12 protein-coding genes are annotated in these 16,293 nt (G+C 73.3%); 7 read left to right on the top strand and 5 right to left on the bottom strand.

From position 1 onward, the window contains the following. Positions 1-19: 19 nt before the first annotated feature. Both solA and IE226_RS32165 read left to right on the top strand, forming a co-directional pair. Complete coding sequence (gene solA / locus IE226_RS32170) at positions 20-1,174, top strand: N-methyl-L-tryptophan oxidase (protein WP_190084945.1); 1,155 nt, start codon at positions 20-22, stop codon at positions 1,172-1,174. A 53-nt stretch (positions 1,175-1,227) separates the two neighbouring features. Continuing rightward, entirely contained in the window at positions 1,228-2,355 is a 1,128-nt protein-coding gene (locus IE226_RS32165; protein ID WP_190084944.1) for an aromatic ring-hydroxylating oxygenase subunit alpha, read from the top strand. Between the two features lie 16 nt (positions 2,356-2,371). Here the strand turns inward: IE226_RS32165 and IE226_RS32160 are convergent, their stop codons facing one another. The 4 genes from IE226_RS32160 to IE226_RS32145 all read right to left on the bottom strand — a co-directional run bounded on the left by IE226_RS32160 (position 2,372) and on the right by IE226_RS32145 (position 10,433). After that, positions 2,372-7,084: a coiled-coil domain-containing protein gene (locus IE226_RS32160; protein ID WP_190084943.1), complete on the bottom strand. Its 4,713-nt coding sequence runs from the start codon at positions 7,082-7,084 to the stop codon at positions 2,372-2,374. A 77-nt stretch (positions 7,085-7,161) separates the two neighbouring features. Beyond that, positions 7,162-8,055 carry a hypothetical protein gene (locus tag IE226_RS32155; protein WP_190084942.1) on the bottom strand — a complete coding sequence of 298 codons (894 nt, stop codon included), beginning with the start codon at positions 8,053-8,055 and terminating at the stop codon, positions 7,162-7,164. Between the two features lie 55 nt (positions 8,056-8,110). Beyond that, the gene (locus IE226_RS32150) at positions 8,111-9,637 is read right to left on the bottom strand and encodes a hypothetical protein (RefSeq protein WP_190084941.1); all 1,527 of its coding nucleotides are present in this window, start codon (positions 9,635-9,637) and stop codon (positions 8,111-8,113) included. A gap of 91 nt (positions 9,638-9,728) precedes the next feature. Further along, positions 9,729-10,433, bottom strand: a complete 705-nt coding sequence (locus tag IE226_RS32145) for a GntR family transcriptional regulator (protein WP_373307074.1) — start codon at positions 10,431-10,433, stop codon at positions 9,729-9,731. A gap of 165 nt (positions 10,434-10,598) precedes the next feature. Between IE226_RS32145 and IE226_RS32140 the strand changes: the two genes are divergently transcribed. The 5 genes from IE226_RS32140 to IE226_RS32120 are packed head-to-tail and all read left to right on the top strand — an operon-like array spanning position 10,599 to position 15,007. Then, the gene (locus tag IE226_RS32140) at positions 10,599-11,909 is read left to right on the top strand and encodes an MFS transporter (RefSeq protein WP_190084939.1); all 1,311 of its coding nucleotides are present in this window, start codon (positions 10,599-10,601) and stop codon (positions 11,907-11,909) included. Then, the gene (locus IE226_RS32135) at positions 11,906-12,709 is read left to right on the top strand and encodes a putative hydro-lyase (RefSeq protein WP_190084938.1); all 804 of its coding nucleotides are present in this window, start codon (positions 11,906-11,908) and stop codon (positions 12,707-12,709) included. The genes IE226_RS32140 and IE226_RS32135 overlap by 4 nt, the downstream gene beginning before the upstream one ends. Positions 12,710-12,744: 35 nt before the next feature. Continuing rightward, positions 12,745-13,509, top strand: a complete 765-nt coding sequence (locus IE226_RS32130) for a LamB/YcsF family protein (RefSeq protein ID WP_190084937.1) — start codon at positions 12,745-12,747, stop codon at positions 13,507-13,509. After that, positions 13,506-14,141: a 5-oxoprolinase subunit B family protein gene (locus IE226_RS32125; RefSeq protein ID WP_190084936.1), complete on the top strand. Its 636-nt coding sequence runs from the start codon at positions 13,506-13,508 to the stop codon at positions 14,139-14,141. The genes IE226_RS32130 and IE226_RS32125 overlap by 4 nt, the downstream gene beginning before the upstream one ends. After that, positions 14,138-15,007: a 5-oxoprolinase subunit C family protein gene (locus tag IE226_RS32120; RefSeq protein WP_190084935.1), complete on the top strand. Its 870-nt coding sequence runs from the start codon at positions 14,138-14,140 to the stop codon at positions 15,005-15,007. The genes IE226_RS32125 and IE226_RS32120 overlap by 4 nt, the downstream gene beginning before the upstream one ends. Positions 15,008-15,080: 73 nt before the next feature. On the opposite strand, the gene IE226_RS32115 is transcribed toward IE226_RS32120, so the two are convergent. Continuing rightward, the gene (locus IE226_RS32115; RefSeq protein WP_229871657.1) at positions 15,081-16,217 is read right to left on the bottom strand and encodes a glycosyltransferase; all 1,137 of its coding nucleotides are present in this window, start codon (positions 16,215-16,217) and stop codon (positions 15,081-15,083) included. Positions 16,218-16,293 lie beyond the last annotated feature (76 nt).

The raw sequence follows: 16,293 nt of genomic DNA, 5'->3' as shown, positions 1-16,293 counted from the left end.
CCGTTCTGGAGGAAGCCTCGTGTCCCCCACCCATGACGTGATCGTGATCGGCCTCGGCGGCATGGGCAGTGCCGCCGCCCACCACCTGTCCGCCCGCGGCGCCCGCGTCCTCGGCCTGGAGAAGTTCGGGCCCGTCCACAACCGCGGCTCCAGTCACGGAGGTTCGCGCATCACCCGCCAGTCCTACTTCGAGGACCCGGCCTACGTCCCGCTGCTCCTGCGCTCGTACGAACTGTACGCACGCCTGGAACGCGACACCGGCCGCGAGATCGCCACCCTGTGCGGCGGCGTGATGGTCGGCCGCCCCGACAGCCGCACCGTCTCCGGATCACTGCTCTCCGCCCGGCAGTGGGACCTCCCCCACGAGATCCTCGACGCCCCGGAGATACGCCGCCGCTTCCCCACCCTCAGCCCGCGCGACGACGAGGTGGCGCTGTACGAGGCGCGGGCCGGGCTCGTCCGCCCCGAGAACACCGTCGCCGCACATCTGCAACTCGCCACCCAGCAGGGCGCCGACCTGCACTTCGAGGAGCCGATGACGCGCTGGGAGCCGTACCGGGACGGCGTGCGCGTGCACACCGCCGAGGACACCTACACCGCGCGTCGGCTGGTGATCTGCCCGGGCGCCTGGGCGCCGCGCCTCCTGACCGACATCGGGGTGCCGTTCACCATCGAGCGGCAGGTCATGTACTGGTTCCGGCCGGCCGGCGGGGAGCGGCCCTTCCTGCCGCAGCACCACCCGATCTACATCTGGGAGGACGCCGACGACGTACAGGTCTACGGCTTCCCCGCCATCGACGGCCCGGATCTCGGCGCCAAGGTCGCCTTCTTCCGCAAGGGCACGCCCTGCACGCCGGAGACCATCGAGCGCACCGTCCACGACCATGAGGTCGCGGCGATGGCGGAGCACATGTCACGCCACGTCCCGTCCCTGCCCGGACAGTTCCTCAAGGCCGCCACCTGCATGTACTCCAACACCCCCGACGAACACTTCGTCATCGCCCGCCACCCGGCCCATCCCGGATCGGTGACCGTCGCTGCCGGATTCTCCGGACACGGCTTCAAGTTCGTGCCGGTCGTCGGCGAGATCGTCGCCGATCTGGCGCTCGACGGCGCCACCGAGCACCCCATCGAGCTCTTCGACCCCGGCCGCCTGGCCGCCGCGCCCGCTTGAGCAGTCCGGACTCGGAGAGTACGGACCTGGAGAGTACGGAGGAGCACGCCACCGTGACGACGACCCCCGAGGCCCCGCCCACCGGCAGTCTGATGACCACGCTGCCGGGCCGCTACTACACCGATCCGGAGATCTTCCGGCAGGAACAGGAACGCGTCTTCGAGTCACTCTGGTTCTGCGCGGTGCGCTCCGCGGACCTCGGCAAACCCGGCGCCTTCCGCACGGTCCAGATCGGCCGCGAGAGCGTACTGATCACCCGCTCCCGCTCCGGGGAACTGCGCGCGTTCCTCAACATCTGCCGCCACCGGGGCGCCCGGCTGTGCACGCGGGAGTCGGGCGAGGTGCGCCGCGCGCTCCAGTGCCCGTACCACGCGTGGACGTACGACCTCGACGGCAAGCTGGTCGCCGCGCCGAACCTGTCGAAGATGCCGGACGTCGACCGCTCCGCATACGGCCTGGTCAAGGTCGCGCTGCGGGAGTGGCTCGGCTACGCCTGGGTGTGTCTGGCCGACGATCCGCCCTCCTTCGAGGAGAGCGTCATCGGGGCGGCCGTGGAGCGTCTCGGCGACGCGGCGTCCATCGAGAGCTACGGAACCGAGCGGCTCGCCCTCGGCAAGCGCGTCACCTACGACGTGCGCGCCAACTGGAAGCTGATCGTCGAGAACTTCATGGAGTGCTATCACTGCGCGACCATCCACCCCGAACTGACCGACGTCCTTCCGGAGTTCACCGACGGTTTCGCCGCTCAGTACTACGTCGGACACGGCGCCTCCTTCGGCGAGGAGGTCAGCGGCTTCACCGTCGACGGCAGCGCGGGCTTCGGTCGCCTGCCCGAGGTCGCCGAGGAACAGGACCGCCGCTACTACGCCATCACGATCAAGCCGGCCGTGTTCGTCAACCTCGTGCCCGACCACGTGATCCTGCACCGGATGTTCCCGCTGGCCGAGGACCGCACGGTCGTGGAGTGCGACTGGCTCTACGCACCCGAGGTCGTCGCGTCCGGCGTCGACCTCGCCAAGTCCGTGGAGCTGTTCCACCGGGTCAACGAGCAGGACTTCGAGGCCTGCGAGCGCACCCAGCCCGCGATGGCCTCACGCGCCTATCGCGGGGGCGGGGTGCTCGTGCCGACCGAACACCACATCGGTCTCTTCCACGCATGGCTGACCGAGCGGCTGGCCTGAGGCCTACGCCTGAGGCCTACGAGGTCGAGGCGGCGGGGCGCTTGTACATCCGGGTCGCCGTGATCTCCCCGTGCACCGTCTCCTCGGCCGGGTTCTGCTGCGGCAGGCCCGGCCGCAGGTGCTCCTCGACGCTGATGTACTTCAGCCCGGCCCGCAGGTCCGCGTCGTTCCGCAAGCGGATGACCAGCGGGAACTCCGCGAGCGCGGTCGTGTCGAACAGGCCGGTGGTGTACAGCAGCTGCACGCCGAGCGCGTCCGACACGGCCCGCTGGAGCTCCAGGAGATACGTGGCGTTGGCGCGGCCGATGGGGTTGTCGAGGAAGAGCGTGCCGGCGTGCCGGTGCTTGTCGCGGCCGCGGTCGTTGCTGCGCAGGGCGGCCATCGTGCAGTACAGGGCGATGGCGGCGGTGAGCAGCTGCCCGCCGGAGAAGACGTCGCCCATCTGGCCGACCGGCACCCGCTCGGCGCGCAGTACGGCGTCCGGCTTGAGGATCTCGACGGCGATGCCGCGCGGTTCCAGGGCGGCCTGGACTCCGCGAAGGAGCAGGGACATTCCGTCGCGCCGCAGGTCGGAGTTCTTCTTGACCGCTGCCCGTGTCGCCTCGTCGATGACCTCGCCGAGGCGTTCGGTGAGCGTCGCCTGGTCGGGCTCCTCGAAGCGGACGCGCAGGAACTCCTGGCCGGACCACTCTCCCAGGCCCTCGGGGAGCTGGGAGAGGCGCTGGGCCGAACGGAGCGTGGCGAGCGAGGACTCCACGAGGCCGCGCAGGCGGTCCACGATGCTGTCGCGGTTGCGCTCCAGCTGCTCGAGCTCGTCGGTGAGCACCCGCAGCCGCGGCGCGAAGGCGTCGGCCCACTTCTTGGCGTGCTCCGGCAGCGCGGACGCGGGCAGCTCGCGGATCTGCTGGCGGGCGGGGGTGCGCACCTGTTCGTAGCGGGTGGAGTTCGCGTGCCGTACGAGGATGTCGCAGGCCTCGCGGACGGCGGCCTCGGCGGCGGACAGGTCGGCGGCGCAGCCGCGCAGGGAGCGGCGGGCCTCGGCCGCGGCCTGGCGGGCCTCTTCGAGTGAGCCGGGGTAGGGCTCGGGCTCTTCGGGTGTTTCTTCCTCGTGGTGCTGCTCGCGCAGCAGGTCGCGCAGGAGGGCCGCCGTCTCGTCGAAGCCTCCGGCGGCGTCCTCGGTGGCGCGGTGGGATTGCAGGAGGGCGGCGTGCGCGTCCTTGGCCTGGCTCAACGCCTCGGTGTGGGCGGCCAGTTCGCCGGTGGCGGTGCGCAGGAGGACCTGCGCCTGCTCGGCGTCGGCGGGGACGAGCTCTTCGGGGAGCTCGGTGTGCGCGTCGCCGTCCTGCGGGGCGAGTCGCTCGGCCTCGCCGCGGAGCCGGCCGAGCTGCTCGCTCGCGGCGGACGCGCGGGTCTCGATGAGCTGGACCTGGGCCTCGGCGCGGGCGGACGCGGCCTGCCGGGACGGTCCGTCGGAGCCGTCCGTGCCCTCCAGGAGCAGGGCGGCGCGGGTGCGGACCTTGTTGCTGAGCCGGTCGAGTTCGGCGAGGGCGCTGGTCTCGTCGCTCTCGGCGCGGGCCTGTTCGGCGCGCAGGTCGGCGCCGACACCGACCTTCTCGTAGAGCTGGGAGGCGGCGCGGTAGGCCTCGCGGAGGGCGGGCAGCGACGACTTGGGGGCGGCGGACGCGGGGTCCTCGGGCACGTCCTCGGGGGCGCCGGCGATCTCGGCACGTTCGGCGCGCAGGGCGCGGGCGGTGCGGCGGGCGTCATCGGCGGCGCGCTGGGCGGAGCGGCGGTCCTCGTCGGCGGCGCGTGCGCGGTCCAGGCAGGTCTGGGCGCGGGCCTCCGACTCGACGGCGTCGTCGGCGAGTTCGCGCAGCTTGGTCTGCCAGCCCGCGCGTTCGCGCAGGCGGAAGGCGAGGCCCGCGAGGGCGTCGGCGACGCGTCGCGCGCGCTGGGCGGCTTCCTGGCGCTCGTCACGCGCGCGTGCCGCTTCGGCCGCCGTCTCGTCGGCCTCGGCGCGGACCGTACGGGCCTCGGCCAGTTCGGCCTCCGCTTCCTCGGCGAAGGCGCGTGCGCTGCGTGCGGCGGCGGCGAGTTCCTCGATGCGTCCGGCCGGGCAGCCGCTGCGCCAGGAGGAGAGCCGGGCTGCGAGTTCGCGGTCCTTGGTGAGGCGGACGGCGAGCGCCCGGATCTCCTCGTCGCGCTGGGCCGCCCGTGCGCGCAGCGCGGTCCGCTCCTCGTCGGCGGCGTGCTCGTCGTGCATGGCGGGGTTCGGCGGGACGAGAAAGACGTCTCCGCCTTGTGCGTCCTCGCCGGGGGTGGGGGCGAGGAGGGCGGCGGCCGTGCCCACGGCGACGGCCGAGCGGGGCAGCAGGGCGGCGCCCGCGAGCGCTTCGCGGGCCCGTGCGTGCGTGGCGGGGTCGGTGATGACGACGCCGTCGACCAGCTCGGGCCGGGCGGCGAGCACGCGCGCGTGGTCGGCGGGGTCGACGGCCTGGGCGAGATAGCGCCAGCCGGGCAGTGCGGGGATGCCGTGCTCGCCGAGGAACTCGACGGTGGCCAGGACGTCCGGGCCCGGCGGCAGGAGCCCGCCGTCACCGAGGGCGCCCAGGATCCGGGAGTCGTCGGCGGCGGCGGTACGCAGTTCGAAGAGCTGCCGCTCGGCGGAGGCGACCCCGTCTTCGAGGAGCGTGCGGAGGTCGTCGGCGCTGCGGTCGAGCTCCGCGAGGGAGAGGGGGCCTTCGGCCGGGGGGCGGGTGCCGATGGCGGCGCGGGCGGCGGTGACCGCGGCGCTGTCCCCGGTGGCCGCGTCCGCCCGGTCGCCGTCGCCGCCCTTCTCCGCCGTGGCCCGGCGGGGCATCGGCACTCCGGCGGACGGGCTCGTCCCCGGCAGACCGAGCAGCTCGGCGAGGCGCTCGTCCGCGGCGATCGACTCGGCGGCACGGCGTTCGGCGTCGTAGGCGTGCTCGGCGGCGTCGGCCGCGTCCGAGGCGCGGGCCGCGGTGAGTTCGGCGCGGGCTTCGGCGGCCGCTGCCTCCTTGGCGTGCTCGGCGGCGCGCAGGGAGGTCTCGCGTGCGGTGTCCCAGGCGGCCGCCGCGGTCTTCTCGGCGTCGCTGGCGGCGAGCGCCGCGCGCGCCGGGTCGGCGTCCGGTGCGGTGTCGTCGAGCCAGCCCGCGCGGACGGCCTCCGCGGTCTCCTGCTCGACCTCGGCGAGGCGCTGGCGCAGGTGTCCTGCCTCGCTGCGGGCGCGCTGTGCCTCCGTGGCGGCGACCGTGGCGTCGCGGTGGGCGGCCTCGCCGGTCTCCTGGAGCGCGGCCGAGCGCTCCTCCTCCTCGTTCGCGAGGGACTCGGCGCCTTCGGCTGCGGTGTGCAGGACCCGTACGAGATCGGCCGCCGCCTTGGCGCGTGCGGCGAGGGCGGGTGCCGCGTCCCGCTCGGCCTCCAGGATCGCGGAGGCCACGCGCGCGGAGCGGTCGGCGGCGGCGCGGTGGCGCAGGACGGCTTCGGCGGCCTGCCAGGCGGAGTGCAGCTGGCGGGCGTCGGCGAGCTCGCGGCGCTGCGCGGCGGCGGCCTTCTCGGCGACGGTGAGCGCCAGGGAGGCGTGCCGGAAGGCGAGTTCGGCGGAGATCAGGGCGGACCTGCCGCGGGCTTCCTCCGCCGTGGTGACGGTGTGCGCGGCGGCGGTGACCCGCTCGGCGAGCTCCCCGGCGCGGCCGCGCTCGGTGACGCCGCGGGCGGAGAGGCGGCGGGCGAGCGTGCGGGTGCGGCGCTCGGCTCCGGCGTGCACGTCACGCGCGCGTGAGCGCGTGTCGGTGGCGTCGACGATCCGGCCCAGCAGGTCGACGGAGCCCGCGGTGAAGTCCCGTTCGGCGATGAGTTCGGAGCGGCGGCCCAGCTTGTTGCCGAAGCCGTGGACGAGGTCGGCGAGGCCGTCCGTGTCGCGGGTGTCGGTGACGGCGCGCAGCAGGAGGTCGGTGAAGTCGGAGTCCTTCTTGACCGCGAAGAGGCCTGCGGCCTCACCCTCGTCGGCGTTCATCTCCCGTTGGTAGCGGAAGAGTTCGGGGTCGAGGCCCAGTTCGCCGAGGTGTTCGTTCCAGCGGTCGTGGATCTCCTCCCAGTGCACTTCGAGGTGGGGGTACGCCTTGCCGGCGTCGGTCAGCGCGTCCCGGAAGCCCTTCATGGTGCGCCGCCGCCCCTGCGCGCCCGAGACGCCTTCCACGGACGGCCGCACGGCGGTGGACTCGGCGACCGGGAGGGAGTCCAGGCTCATGCCGGGTCCGGGCCGGAAGGAGTACCAGGCCTCGGCGAACTTCCGCGGGTCGTTGGAGACCTGCCGTCCGCGCCATTCGCTGACCTTGCCGACGACGACGCACTCGCCGGTCAGCGTGTGCTGCCACTCCAGGGCGACGTGCCCGCAGTCGTCGGCCAGGAGGAACTTGCGCAGGACTCCCGAACTCGCGCCGCCCAGCGTGTTGCGGTGTCCCGGGAGCATCACCGAGAAGATCAGCTTGAGCAGGACCGACTTGCCGCCGCCGTTCTCCAGGAAGAGTACGCCCGCGGGGGCCGGGCGCAGCGGCGGGCCGGTGGGCTCGTCCTCGAAGAACTCCGCCTGGGCGGGCGCGGGGTCGGGCACCTCCGCGCCGACGCCGCGCAGGTCAAGCACGGTGTCGGCGTAGCGCGCACCGGCGGGGCCGATGGAGTAGAGGCGGACCCGGGACAGCTCGTACATGGCGGCGGACTCTCGTCGTAAGTCGTGCGGAACAGCAGGAAGGGTTCAGGCGGGTGGGGCGGGACCGAGCGCGGGGTTCAGGAGTGGAAGGGCAGGCCCGCGTCGGCGGCCAGCTCCAGATCGTCGCTGTCTTCGGGGGGCAGCAGGGTCGCGGACCCGTCCGTGACGGGCACGATGCCGAGCTCGAGGAGCTCGGCCATGGCGGCGCCGCCCGCCATGTCGCGCACCTGGAGCTGATAGCGGGCGGTCGTGCGGTACGTGCCTCCGGAGTCGTCGCCCGTGCGCTGCAGGAACCCGGAGTCGGTGAGGAACGCGACGGCCTTGCCGATGATGCCGGTGGTCGATCCCGCGAGGCGTCGGGCGTCCTTCGTGGCGCCCGTCGAGCTGCGCCGTGTCCAGATCCGCCACGCGGCTTCGAGGCCGGGGGCGTCGGTCGCGGGGTCGGAGTTCTCGCCCTGTTCCTCGGCCCGCTCCTCCAGGCGGCGGCAGGCCTGACGCACGAAGGCGTCGACTCCGTTGACCGTGACCCGGCCGATGTATCCGTCGTCGGCGAGGTCCTCGGGGCGCGGGAACGCCAGGGCCGCGACGGCGAGATGGGCCAGGCCGTGCAGGAAGCGGTCGGTGGAGTCGGCGGCGGTCCTGCGCGCGTAGTCGCCCATGCGGACGGCGAACACGGAGTCCTCGGCGGCCGTCACGGCCATCCCCGCGCGCGGGGAGACCTCCAGGACGACGAGCCCGAGTCCGGCGGCGACGGCGTCGGCGAGCCGGGCGAACGGCGAGTCCTCGCGGTACCGGCGGAGCAGTTCGGCGTACTCCTGGTCGCGGGCGGGCTGGAGCTTGGGCTGGAGCCCGAAGGCGACGAGGCGCGCGGCGTCGGCGGCGTCGGCCGGGGTGATCGCGGCGGTCGCGGCCGGCGCCGCCGATGCCTCCGGCTCGCCCCACGCGGTGTGCTCTGCGGGGTGCTCGGTCACGGCTTGTGCTCCTTGCGGCGGTCGTACGTACGAGTCATGCGGGTGTCGGGAGCGCTCACGCGGCCTCCGTCCGGCCGGCCGCCATGCCGGCGGCGTCGAGCAGTGCCGTGCCCACGATGAGGTCGGCGCCGCCGAATTCCGGGTCGTCGAGTTCGGTGCCGTCGTCCACGGCGAACAGGAGCTTCTCCTCGCCCTGGCGGTAGGCGGTGCCGACCGGCGGGCTGGCCGCGTGGACGGCGAGGAGGGCGACCAGATACGGCAGTTCGCTGTCGCGGAGCCGGGCGTCGGCGAGGAGTCCGGACAGGCGCCGGGGCGCGTCGGCCGGCAGGTCGAGCAGCTCCATGGCGCTGGCGAGCTGCTCCTCGCTGAAGCGGCTGTCGTCGGGGGTGGCGATGAGGTCAGGCTCGGGCATCTCCACGCCCAGGTGCTCACGCTCCTGCGGCGGCGTGAGCAGTATGTCGACCAGATCCCCGACGCGGACGGAGACGGGTGTGCGCAGGCCCGTCCCGCGTGCGAAGAACGCGTCCGTCACGCGGCTCGCCTGCTCGACCGGGAGCGGCAGGAGCGGAGCGACGAGCTGGCCGTAGAGATCGAGGCCGGTGCGTGCGGTGGGGGTCGCGAAGGCCTGGCGGTCCTGCTCGGCACGGAACAGCGGGCCCGCTTCGAGGAGCCGGGACTGGAGCTGGGTGTGGCGGCGGATGCAGTCCTTGACGATGTCGACGAGCTCGGCGGCGCGGCGCTTCTGCCCGGGGTCCTCGGACTCGTCGCGTGCCTTGCGGATGTTCGTCAGGATCGCGTTCTCGTGGCGATAGCGGTCGGCCACGTGGTCGAGGGCCTCCGCGATCATGTCGGGGACGGCCTGGAGCCAGTCCACCGCGCGGACGTTGCGCCGGGTGGCGTCCAGGGCTCTGCGCAGCGTCTCCGAATACTGCACGGTCCGGTAGCGCGCCTGCTCGGCGGCGAGCTGGGCGTCGGCGAGGCGGCCGCGGTTGATGAGCACCTCGAGCTTCACCTCGGCGGCGATCTGGGCGCTCGTGACGTCGGTGTCGAGGGCGCCCACGAGGACGTTGACGGCTTCGTCCGTCGTGCGGAGATAGACACCGCCCCCGTACCCGGGCACCTCTTCGATCAGCTTGAAGTCGTAGTCCCTGCGGACATAGGAGCCGTCGGGGGCGAAGGTGCCGTACACCGCGCGGAAGCCGCGGTCGACGCTGCCCACGTTGATCAGGTTCTCCAGGACCCAGCGGGCGACGCGTTCGTGCTCGGCCACGGGACGCCGGGGGGCCTGGGCGCCGACGCGCGGGAGCAGCCTGGCCACTATCTCCTCATGATCGGCGCCGGTGTCGAAGTCCATGTTCAGGGTGACCAGGTCGATGGCGGAGAGCGCCACCTCCGCCATCGCGTACACCGAGTACTCGCCCGCGAGGTTGGCCTTGCGCACGTCCAGGTCGTGCAGCGGCGCCGTGCAGGCGAGCGCGCGCAGGCGCCGCGCCAGGCCCTCGTCGGCGGCCGGGCCCGGAGCGGGCCTCGGCCCCGCGCTGAGCTGGGGCGGAACGGTGTCCGTAACGGCAGGCGAAGTCACGGTGCACAGACTAGATCCTCGGTCTGACAACGGTCGAAACGGCGCAGATCTGACAGCGCCCGGGCGAACCCCGTCCGGCGCCCGGCGGGCGTCAGCGGGCCGCCCGTTCGCCCTCCGCCACGCGTCGGCCGTAGGCCTCGACGAGGCCGCGGCGCGAGTCGTCCAGGTAGACCGCGAGCAGTTGTTCGGCCTCCGCGGCGTCGCCGTCCCGGAGGGTTTCCAGGATCTGCCGGTTGCGTGCGAGGTACGGCTCGTGCAGCAGGCGCGGATCGTCCACCACGTGGAAGGCCAGGCGCAGTTCGGCGAAGACGCTGCGCATCACCTCGTCGGTGCGGACGCTTCCGGCGAGTGCGACCAGTTCCCGGTGGAAGTGGATGTTGGCCGTGGAAACGCCCTTCCACTCGCGCTCGCGCGCCGCCTTCGTGCCGTCCGCGACGGCGCTCGCGAGTCCGTCGAGCGCGAAGGGCGGATCTCCCAGTCCGCGGACCACCGCGCATTCGACGAGGCGCCGGGTGCGGTAGATGTCCTCCACATCCTCAATGGTGAGAACTCGGACAAATACCCCGCGATTGAGCTGGTGGACCAACAGGCGTTCGTGCGTGAGGAGGCGGAAGGCCTCGCGCAGGGTGTTGCGCGAGACGCCGAGCGCGCCACCGATGCTGTCCTCCGAGAGCCGGGCCCCCGGCGGGAAGTAACCCTCCGCGATGCGGCTGCGGAGGATGTCCGAGACCCTCTCCGCGGTGCTGGTGCGCCCCAGGAGCGCACGGTCGTCGGCCAGTCCGCTCGCGTCAGCCATTCCCTCAGCCATGCCCGGATTCAATCGCAGATACAAGAACGAGACAACGTGGGTATTGAGGGATCGTTCAACGATCCTCTACCTTGTCGAGCACGGCACAGACCCCACCCGTGCCCCATGCCCTGCCCGCTCCGCACCCTCCGTCCCCCCTCCTGCGAGGTGCCCATGAGCACACCCCCTACGCCCCGGGTCCTGCCGACCGATCCACGCCCCGAGGGCGGTGCCCCCGACGACGACAGCCACGACGGCGGCGCGTTCGGCTGGCTGCGCGCCCTCGGCCCGCGCGGCCGCCGCGCCTTCGGCGGCGCATTCGGCGGCTACGCCCTCGACTCCTACGACTACTTCACGCTGCCGCTGAGCATGGTCGCGATCGCCGCGTACTACGGCTTGGACAGCGGCCAGACCGGCCTGCTCACCACGGTCACGCTGGTCGTCTCCGCCATCGGCGGCGCGATCGCCGGAGTGGTCGCGGACCGGATCGGCCGGGTCAAGGCACTGATGATCACGGTCGTCACGTACGCCGTCTTCACCGTCGCCTGCGGCTTCGCGCCCAACTACGAGACGCTGCTGGTCTTCCGCGCCCTCCAGGGCCTCGGATTCGGCGGCGAGTGGGCTGTCGGCGCGATCCTCGTCGCCGAGTACGCCACCGCCAAGAACCGCGGCCGCACGCTCGGCGCGATCCAGAGCGCCTGGGCGGTCGGCTGGGCGCTCGCGGTGATCGTCTACACCCTGGTGTTCCAGTTCCTGGACGAGGACATCGCCTGGCGCGTGATGTTCTGGACCGGCGCGCTGCCCGCCCTCCTCGTCGTCTACATACGGCGCAACGTGCACGACGCCCCCGAAGCGGCCGAGGAGCGCAAGAAGAGCGCGGACAAGGGGTCATTCACCGCGATCTTCAAGCCGGGGCTCCTGCGCACCACCCTCTTCGCGGTGCTGCTCTCCACCGGCGTACAGGGCGGCTACTACACGCTCGCCACCTGGGTGCCCACGTACCTGAAGAGCGAACGCGGACTGACGGTGGTCGGCACCGGCGGATACCTCACCTTCCTGATCTCCGGAGCCTTCATCGGCTACCTGGCCGGCGGTTATCTCACCGACATCCTGGGCCGCAAACGCAACATCACGCTCTTCGCGTTCCTCTCCGCGGCCAGCATCCTGGCGTACACGAACATCCCGGACGGGGCCAACGGCCTTCTCCTTGTGCTCGGTTTCCCGCTCGGCTTCTGTATGTCGGCCATTTTCAGCGGCTTCGGTTCGTTCCTCAGCGAGCTCTACCCGGCGGCCGTGCGCGGCACCGGGCAGGGCTTCACGTACAACACCGGGCGTGCCGTGGGCGCGGTGTTCCCCACCATGGTCGGCTTCCTGGCCGACAGCTGGGGCGTGGGCGGCGCGCTGGTCTTCGGCGCGATCGGTTACGCGCTCGCCGTGCTCGCCCTGCTCGGGCTGCCCGAGACACGCGGAAAGGAGCTGCTGTGACCTCCGCGAGCATCCCCGCAAGCGCCGCATCGCGGAGCCCGGAGGAGGCCCGCGCGCTCTTCCGCTCCGGGACGAGCGGCCCGACCGCCGGCTGGGCGGCCGGCCACACCCAGGCCAATCTCATCTCGGTGCCCGCCGACTGGGCGTACGACATGCTGCTGTTCTGCCAGCGCAACCCGAAGGCCTGCCCGGTCCTCGACGTCACGGACGTCGGCTCCTGGACCACGCCCCTGGCCCCCGACGCCGATCTGCGGACGGATCTGCCGCGCTACCGGGTGTGGGAGAACGGCGAGTTGACCGACGAGCCCACGGACGTGGTCGACCGGTGGCGGGACGACCTGGTGTCGTTCCTCATCGGCTGCAGCTTCACCTTCGAGTGGGCGCTGTCCGACGCCGGCGTCCCGCTGCGCCACGTCGAGCAGGGCCGCAACGTCTCCATGTACGTGACCGAGCGCCCCTGCCGTCCGGCGGGCCGGCTGCACGGCCCCATGGTCGTGTCGATGCGCCACGTGCCGCCCGAGCACCTCTCGGCGGCCATCGAAGAGACCGCCCTGCTGCCCGCGGTGCACGGCGGTCCCGTGCACTGCGGCGACCCGGCGGGGCTCGGCATCGACGATCTGGCCCGCCCCGACTTCGGTGATCCGGTGGCGGCCGAGCCCGGTGACATCCCGGTGTTCTGGGCATGCGGAGTGACGCCGCAGGCCGCCGTGATGGCCTCGCGGCCGCCCTTCGCGATCACGCACGCGCCGGGCCGGATGTTCGTCACCGACGCCCGTGACGAGCAGTACAGGGTGGCCTGAACGGGCCGCCGAGCGGAAACAGGAGAGCTACGTAGATGAGCGACGCCGTGATCGATCTCAACGCCGACCTCGGTGAGGGCTTCGGCCGCTGGCACCTGACCGACGACGAGGAGCTTCTCTCCGTCGTCACCAGCGCCAATGTGGCCTGCGGCTTCCACGCGGGGGACGCGGCCACCATGCGCCGCGTGTGCGAGCAGGCCGCCGCGCGCGGCGTCCGGATCGGCGCCCAGGTCTCCTACCGCGACCTCGCCGGTTTCGGCCGCCGCTCCATGGACGTACCTGCCGATGAGCTGGCGGCCGAAGTGGCCTACCAGATAGGCGCCCTGGAAGTCTTCGCCCGGGCCGCCGGCACGCGCGTGTCCTACGTGAAGCCGCACGGGGCGCTCTACAACCGCGTCGTCCACGACGAGGACCAGGCGCGCGCCGTCGTCGAAGGGGTCCTGCTCGCGGACCACACGCTGCCCGTCCTCGGACTTCCGGGATCACGCTTCCTCGAAGTGGCCGGCAAGGCCGGGCTTCCCGTCGTCACCGAGGCGTTCGCGGACCGCGCGTACACCCCGCAGGGGACGCTCGTGCCGCGCGGCAGCGACGGAGCCGTCATCACGGAGGCGGACGCCGTCTTCGAACGGTCGGTGGGCATGGCCCGGTCCGGGACCGTCACCGCCCTGGACGGCCGGCGGATCGACGTCCGCGCGCGCTCGTTGTGCCTGCACGGCGACACTTTGGGTGCGGTGGCTCTCGCGCGGCAGGTCAGGGCGCGCCTGGAGGCGTCGGGTGTCCGGGTGGAGGCCTTCGCGTGAGGGTGCTTCCGGTCGGCGCCCGGGCACTGCTCGTCGAACTCGCCGACGGCGACGCGGCGCAGGCACTCCACGCCGAGCTGCTGCGCCGCAGGGCGGCGGGCCTGATCCGCGTACGGGAGATCGTGCCCGCGGCCCGTACGGTGCTCCTGGACGGCCTCGACGACCCCCGCCGTGTCGGAGCCGAGCTCGCCAACCTGGAGATCCCGCCTCTCTCGGCGCGCGAGGAGGACGTACGGGAGATCCCGGTTCGTTACGACGGGCCCGACCTGGCGGATGTGGCGGCGCACTGGGGAGTGCCCGTGGCGGAGGTGGCGCGGATCCATTCCGGGACCGAATTCCGCGTCGCCTTCTGCGGGTTCGCGCCCGGCTTCGGCTATCTCACCGGTCTTCCGGGACGCTACGAGGTGCCTCGCCGGGCCACGCCGCGTACGAGCGTCCCGGCCGGCAGCGTCGCCCTGGCGGGGCCGTACACAGGGGTGTACCCGCGCTCGTCGCCCGGCGGCTGGCAGTTGATCGGCACGACCGATGCCGTGCTGTGGGACCACGCGCGCGTGCCTGCCTCGCTGCTCGCCCCCGGGCTGCGGGTGCGTTTCGTGCCCCTGGCGGGCGTTCCAGGGGCGGAGGCACGATGACGGACCGGGCCTTCGCCGTCGTACGGTCCGGGGCGCTGACCACGGTCCAGGATCAGGGCCGTCCCGGATACGCGCACCTCGGAGTGCCGCGCTCCGGAGCCCTCGATCCCGCCGCGGCCCGCCTCGCCAATCGCCTGGTCGACAACTCCGCCGAGGCCGCCGTCCTGGAGACGACCCTGGCCGGCTGCGCGGTGCGGCCCCGGTGCGCGGTGACGGTGGCGGTCGTGGGCGCGCCCTGTCCGGTGACGGTCGACGGTCGTCCGGTGGCGTGGGGAGTGCCCGTACGGGTGCCTGCCGGAGCGCTGCTCGACGTCGGCGCCGCCGTCTCCGGAGTACGTTGCTACGTCGCGTTCGGCGGCGGTGTGGCCGTCGACCCCGTGCTCGCGAGCCGCTCGACGGACCTGCTCTCCGGGCTCGGACCTCCGCCGCTCGCGGACGGAGCGGTCATACCCCTGGGACACGCCACCGCGCCCCACGCGCGCGTGGACACCGTCCCGCATATGGCGCCGCCGCGCGAACTGATCCTGGGGGTGACGTACGGGCCGCGCGCCGACTGGTTCACCGAGGCGGCCCTGCGCACACTGACCACGCGCGCGTACCGGGTGTCCTCGGCGAGCAACCGCATCGGCCTGCGCACCGAAGGCCCCTCCCTGGAACGGGCGTGCCCCGATGAACTCCCCAGCGAGGGCATGGTCCTCGGCGCCGTCCAGGTGCCGCCGGACGGCCGCCCCGTGGTCTTCCTCGCCGACCACCCGACGACGGGGGGCTATCCGGTCATCGCGGTGGTCAGGGAGGCGGACCTGGCGGGGGCGGCACAGGCGGTGCCGGGCACACCGGTGCGATTCGTCCCGGCGGGACACCGCTGAGCCCTCCCTCACCACCCGCGCGACCGCGGCGAGGACACAACCCAACAGGACCAGGAGCGCACGAGCAGCACCCTCACCCCGAGCCCCGAGCGCCCACCGCCGGAGCCTCATGCGCCCCCAGGAACGCCGCCACCGCCACCTCCCAGCCGAAGCACTCCGCACGTGCGCGTGCCGTCTCTCTGCGGGCTCGTTCGGGTCGCAGGAGGAGAGCCTGTACGGCGGACGCGAACGCGTCGCCGTGGTGCGCCGCCGCCGTGCCCGCCCGGCCGATGATCTCCGGCAGCGCGGACGCCGCGCCGGCCACCACCGGCGTACCGCACGCCATCGCCTCCAGGGCAGCGAGGCCGAACGTCTCGCAGGGGCCGGGCGCCAGACAGACATCGGCCGTCGCCTGCAATGCGCCCAGGGCCGCGCGGTCCTCGACGTGCCCCAGGAACGTCACCGGCAACCGCCGCTCGCGCGCCCGCAGTTCAAGGCGGGCGCGCAGCGGTCCGTCCCCCGCCACCACGAGTTTCGCCGCCACACCCCGGCCACGGAGCGCCGCCAGGGCGTCGAGGGCCAGGCCCGGCCGTTTCTCCACGGACAGCCGGGAACAGAGCAGCAGCAGAACCTCGTCCACGCGCGCGTGGCGCTCCCGCACGCGCGGATCGCGCAGCCCGGGACGCCGGCCCGCGAGGTCGACGCCGAGCGGCGCCCTGACGACATTGCGGGCCCCGACGCGGACGAATTCGCGCTCGGCCCACTCCGTGGTGCACACCACGCGCGCGTAGGCGTGCGCCGTACGGGAGTTGAGGGCGTCGGCCGCGCGCAGGGCTGCCTGCCGGGGCAGGCCCCAGGTCCTCAGGACGCCGTCCGTCGTCTCGTGGGAGACCATCACGGCCGGAATCCTGCGGTGCCGTGCCCACGCGCCGGTCCAGCGCAGGGTCGTACGGTCGGAGACCTCGATGCGGTCGGGCGCGAGGCCTTCGAGGAGCCTGGCCACCCCGCGCCGGTCCGTGAGGACGCGGTAGCCGCCGGTGCCGGGCAGCAGCGTGCCGGGCAGGGTCACGACGCGCCCCTGGTCGGTGTCCCGGACCCCGGCCCGCTCGCCCGGCACGATCAGTACGGGCTCGTGCCCGGCCGACCGGTAGCCGCGCCCCAACTCCCGCAGTGCGGTGCGCAGTCCGCCCGACTCCGGGGTGACGAAGTTGGCGAGCCGCACGATGCGCAGCGACGCCGGTTCCCGCGTCCCGGAGCGAGCCGCCGCCTCTGCCGCCGCGGCCGCCGCGCGGTAGGCCGCTTCCCTG

The sequence above is a fragment of the Streptomyces longisporoflavus genome (genome assembly GCF_014649775.1).
Taxonomy (GTDB): Bacteria; Actinomycetota; Actinomycetes; order Streptomycetales; family Streptomycetaceae; genus Streptomyces; species Streptomyces longisporoflavus.
This window is presented reverse-complemented; position numbering and strand designations above follow the sequence as displayed.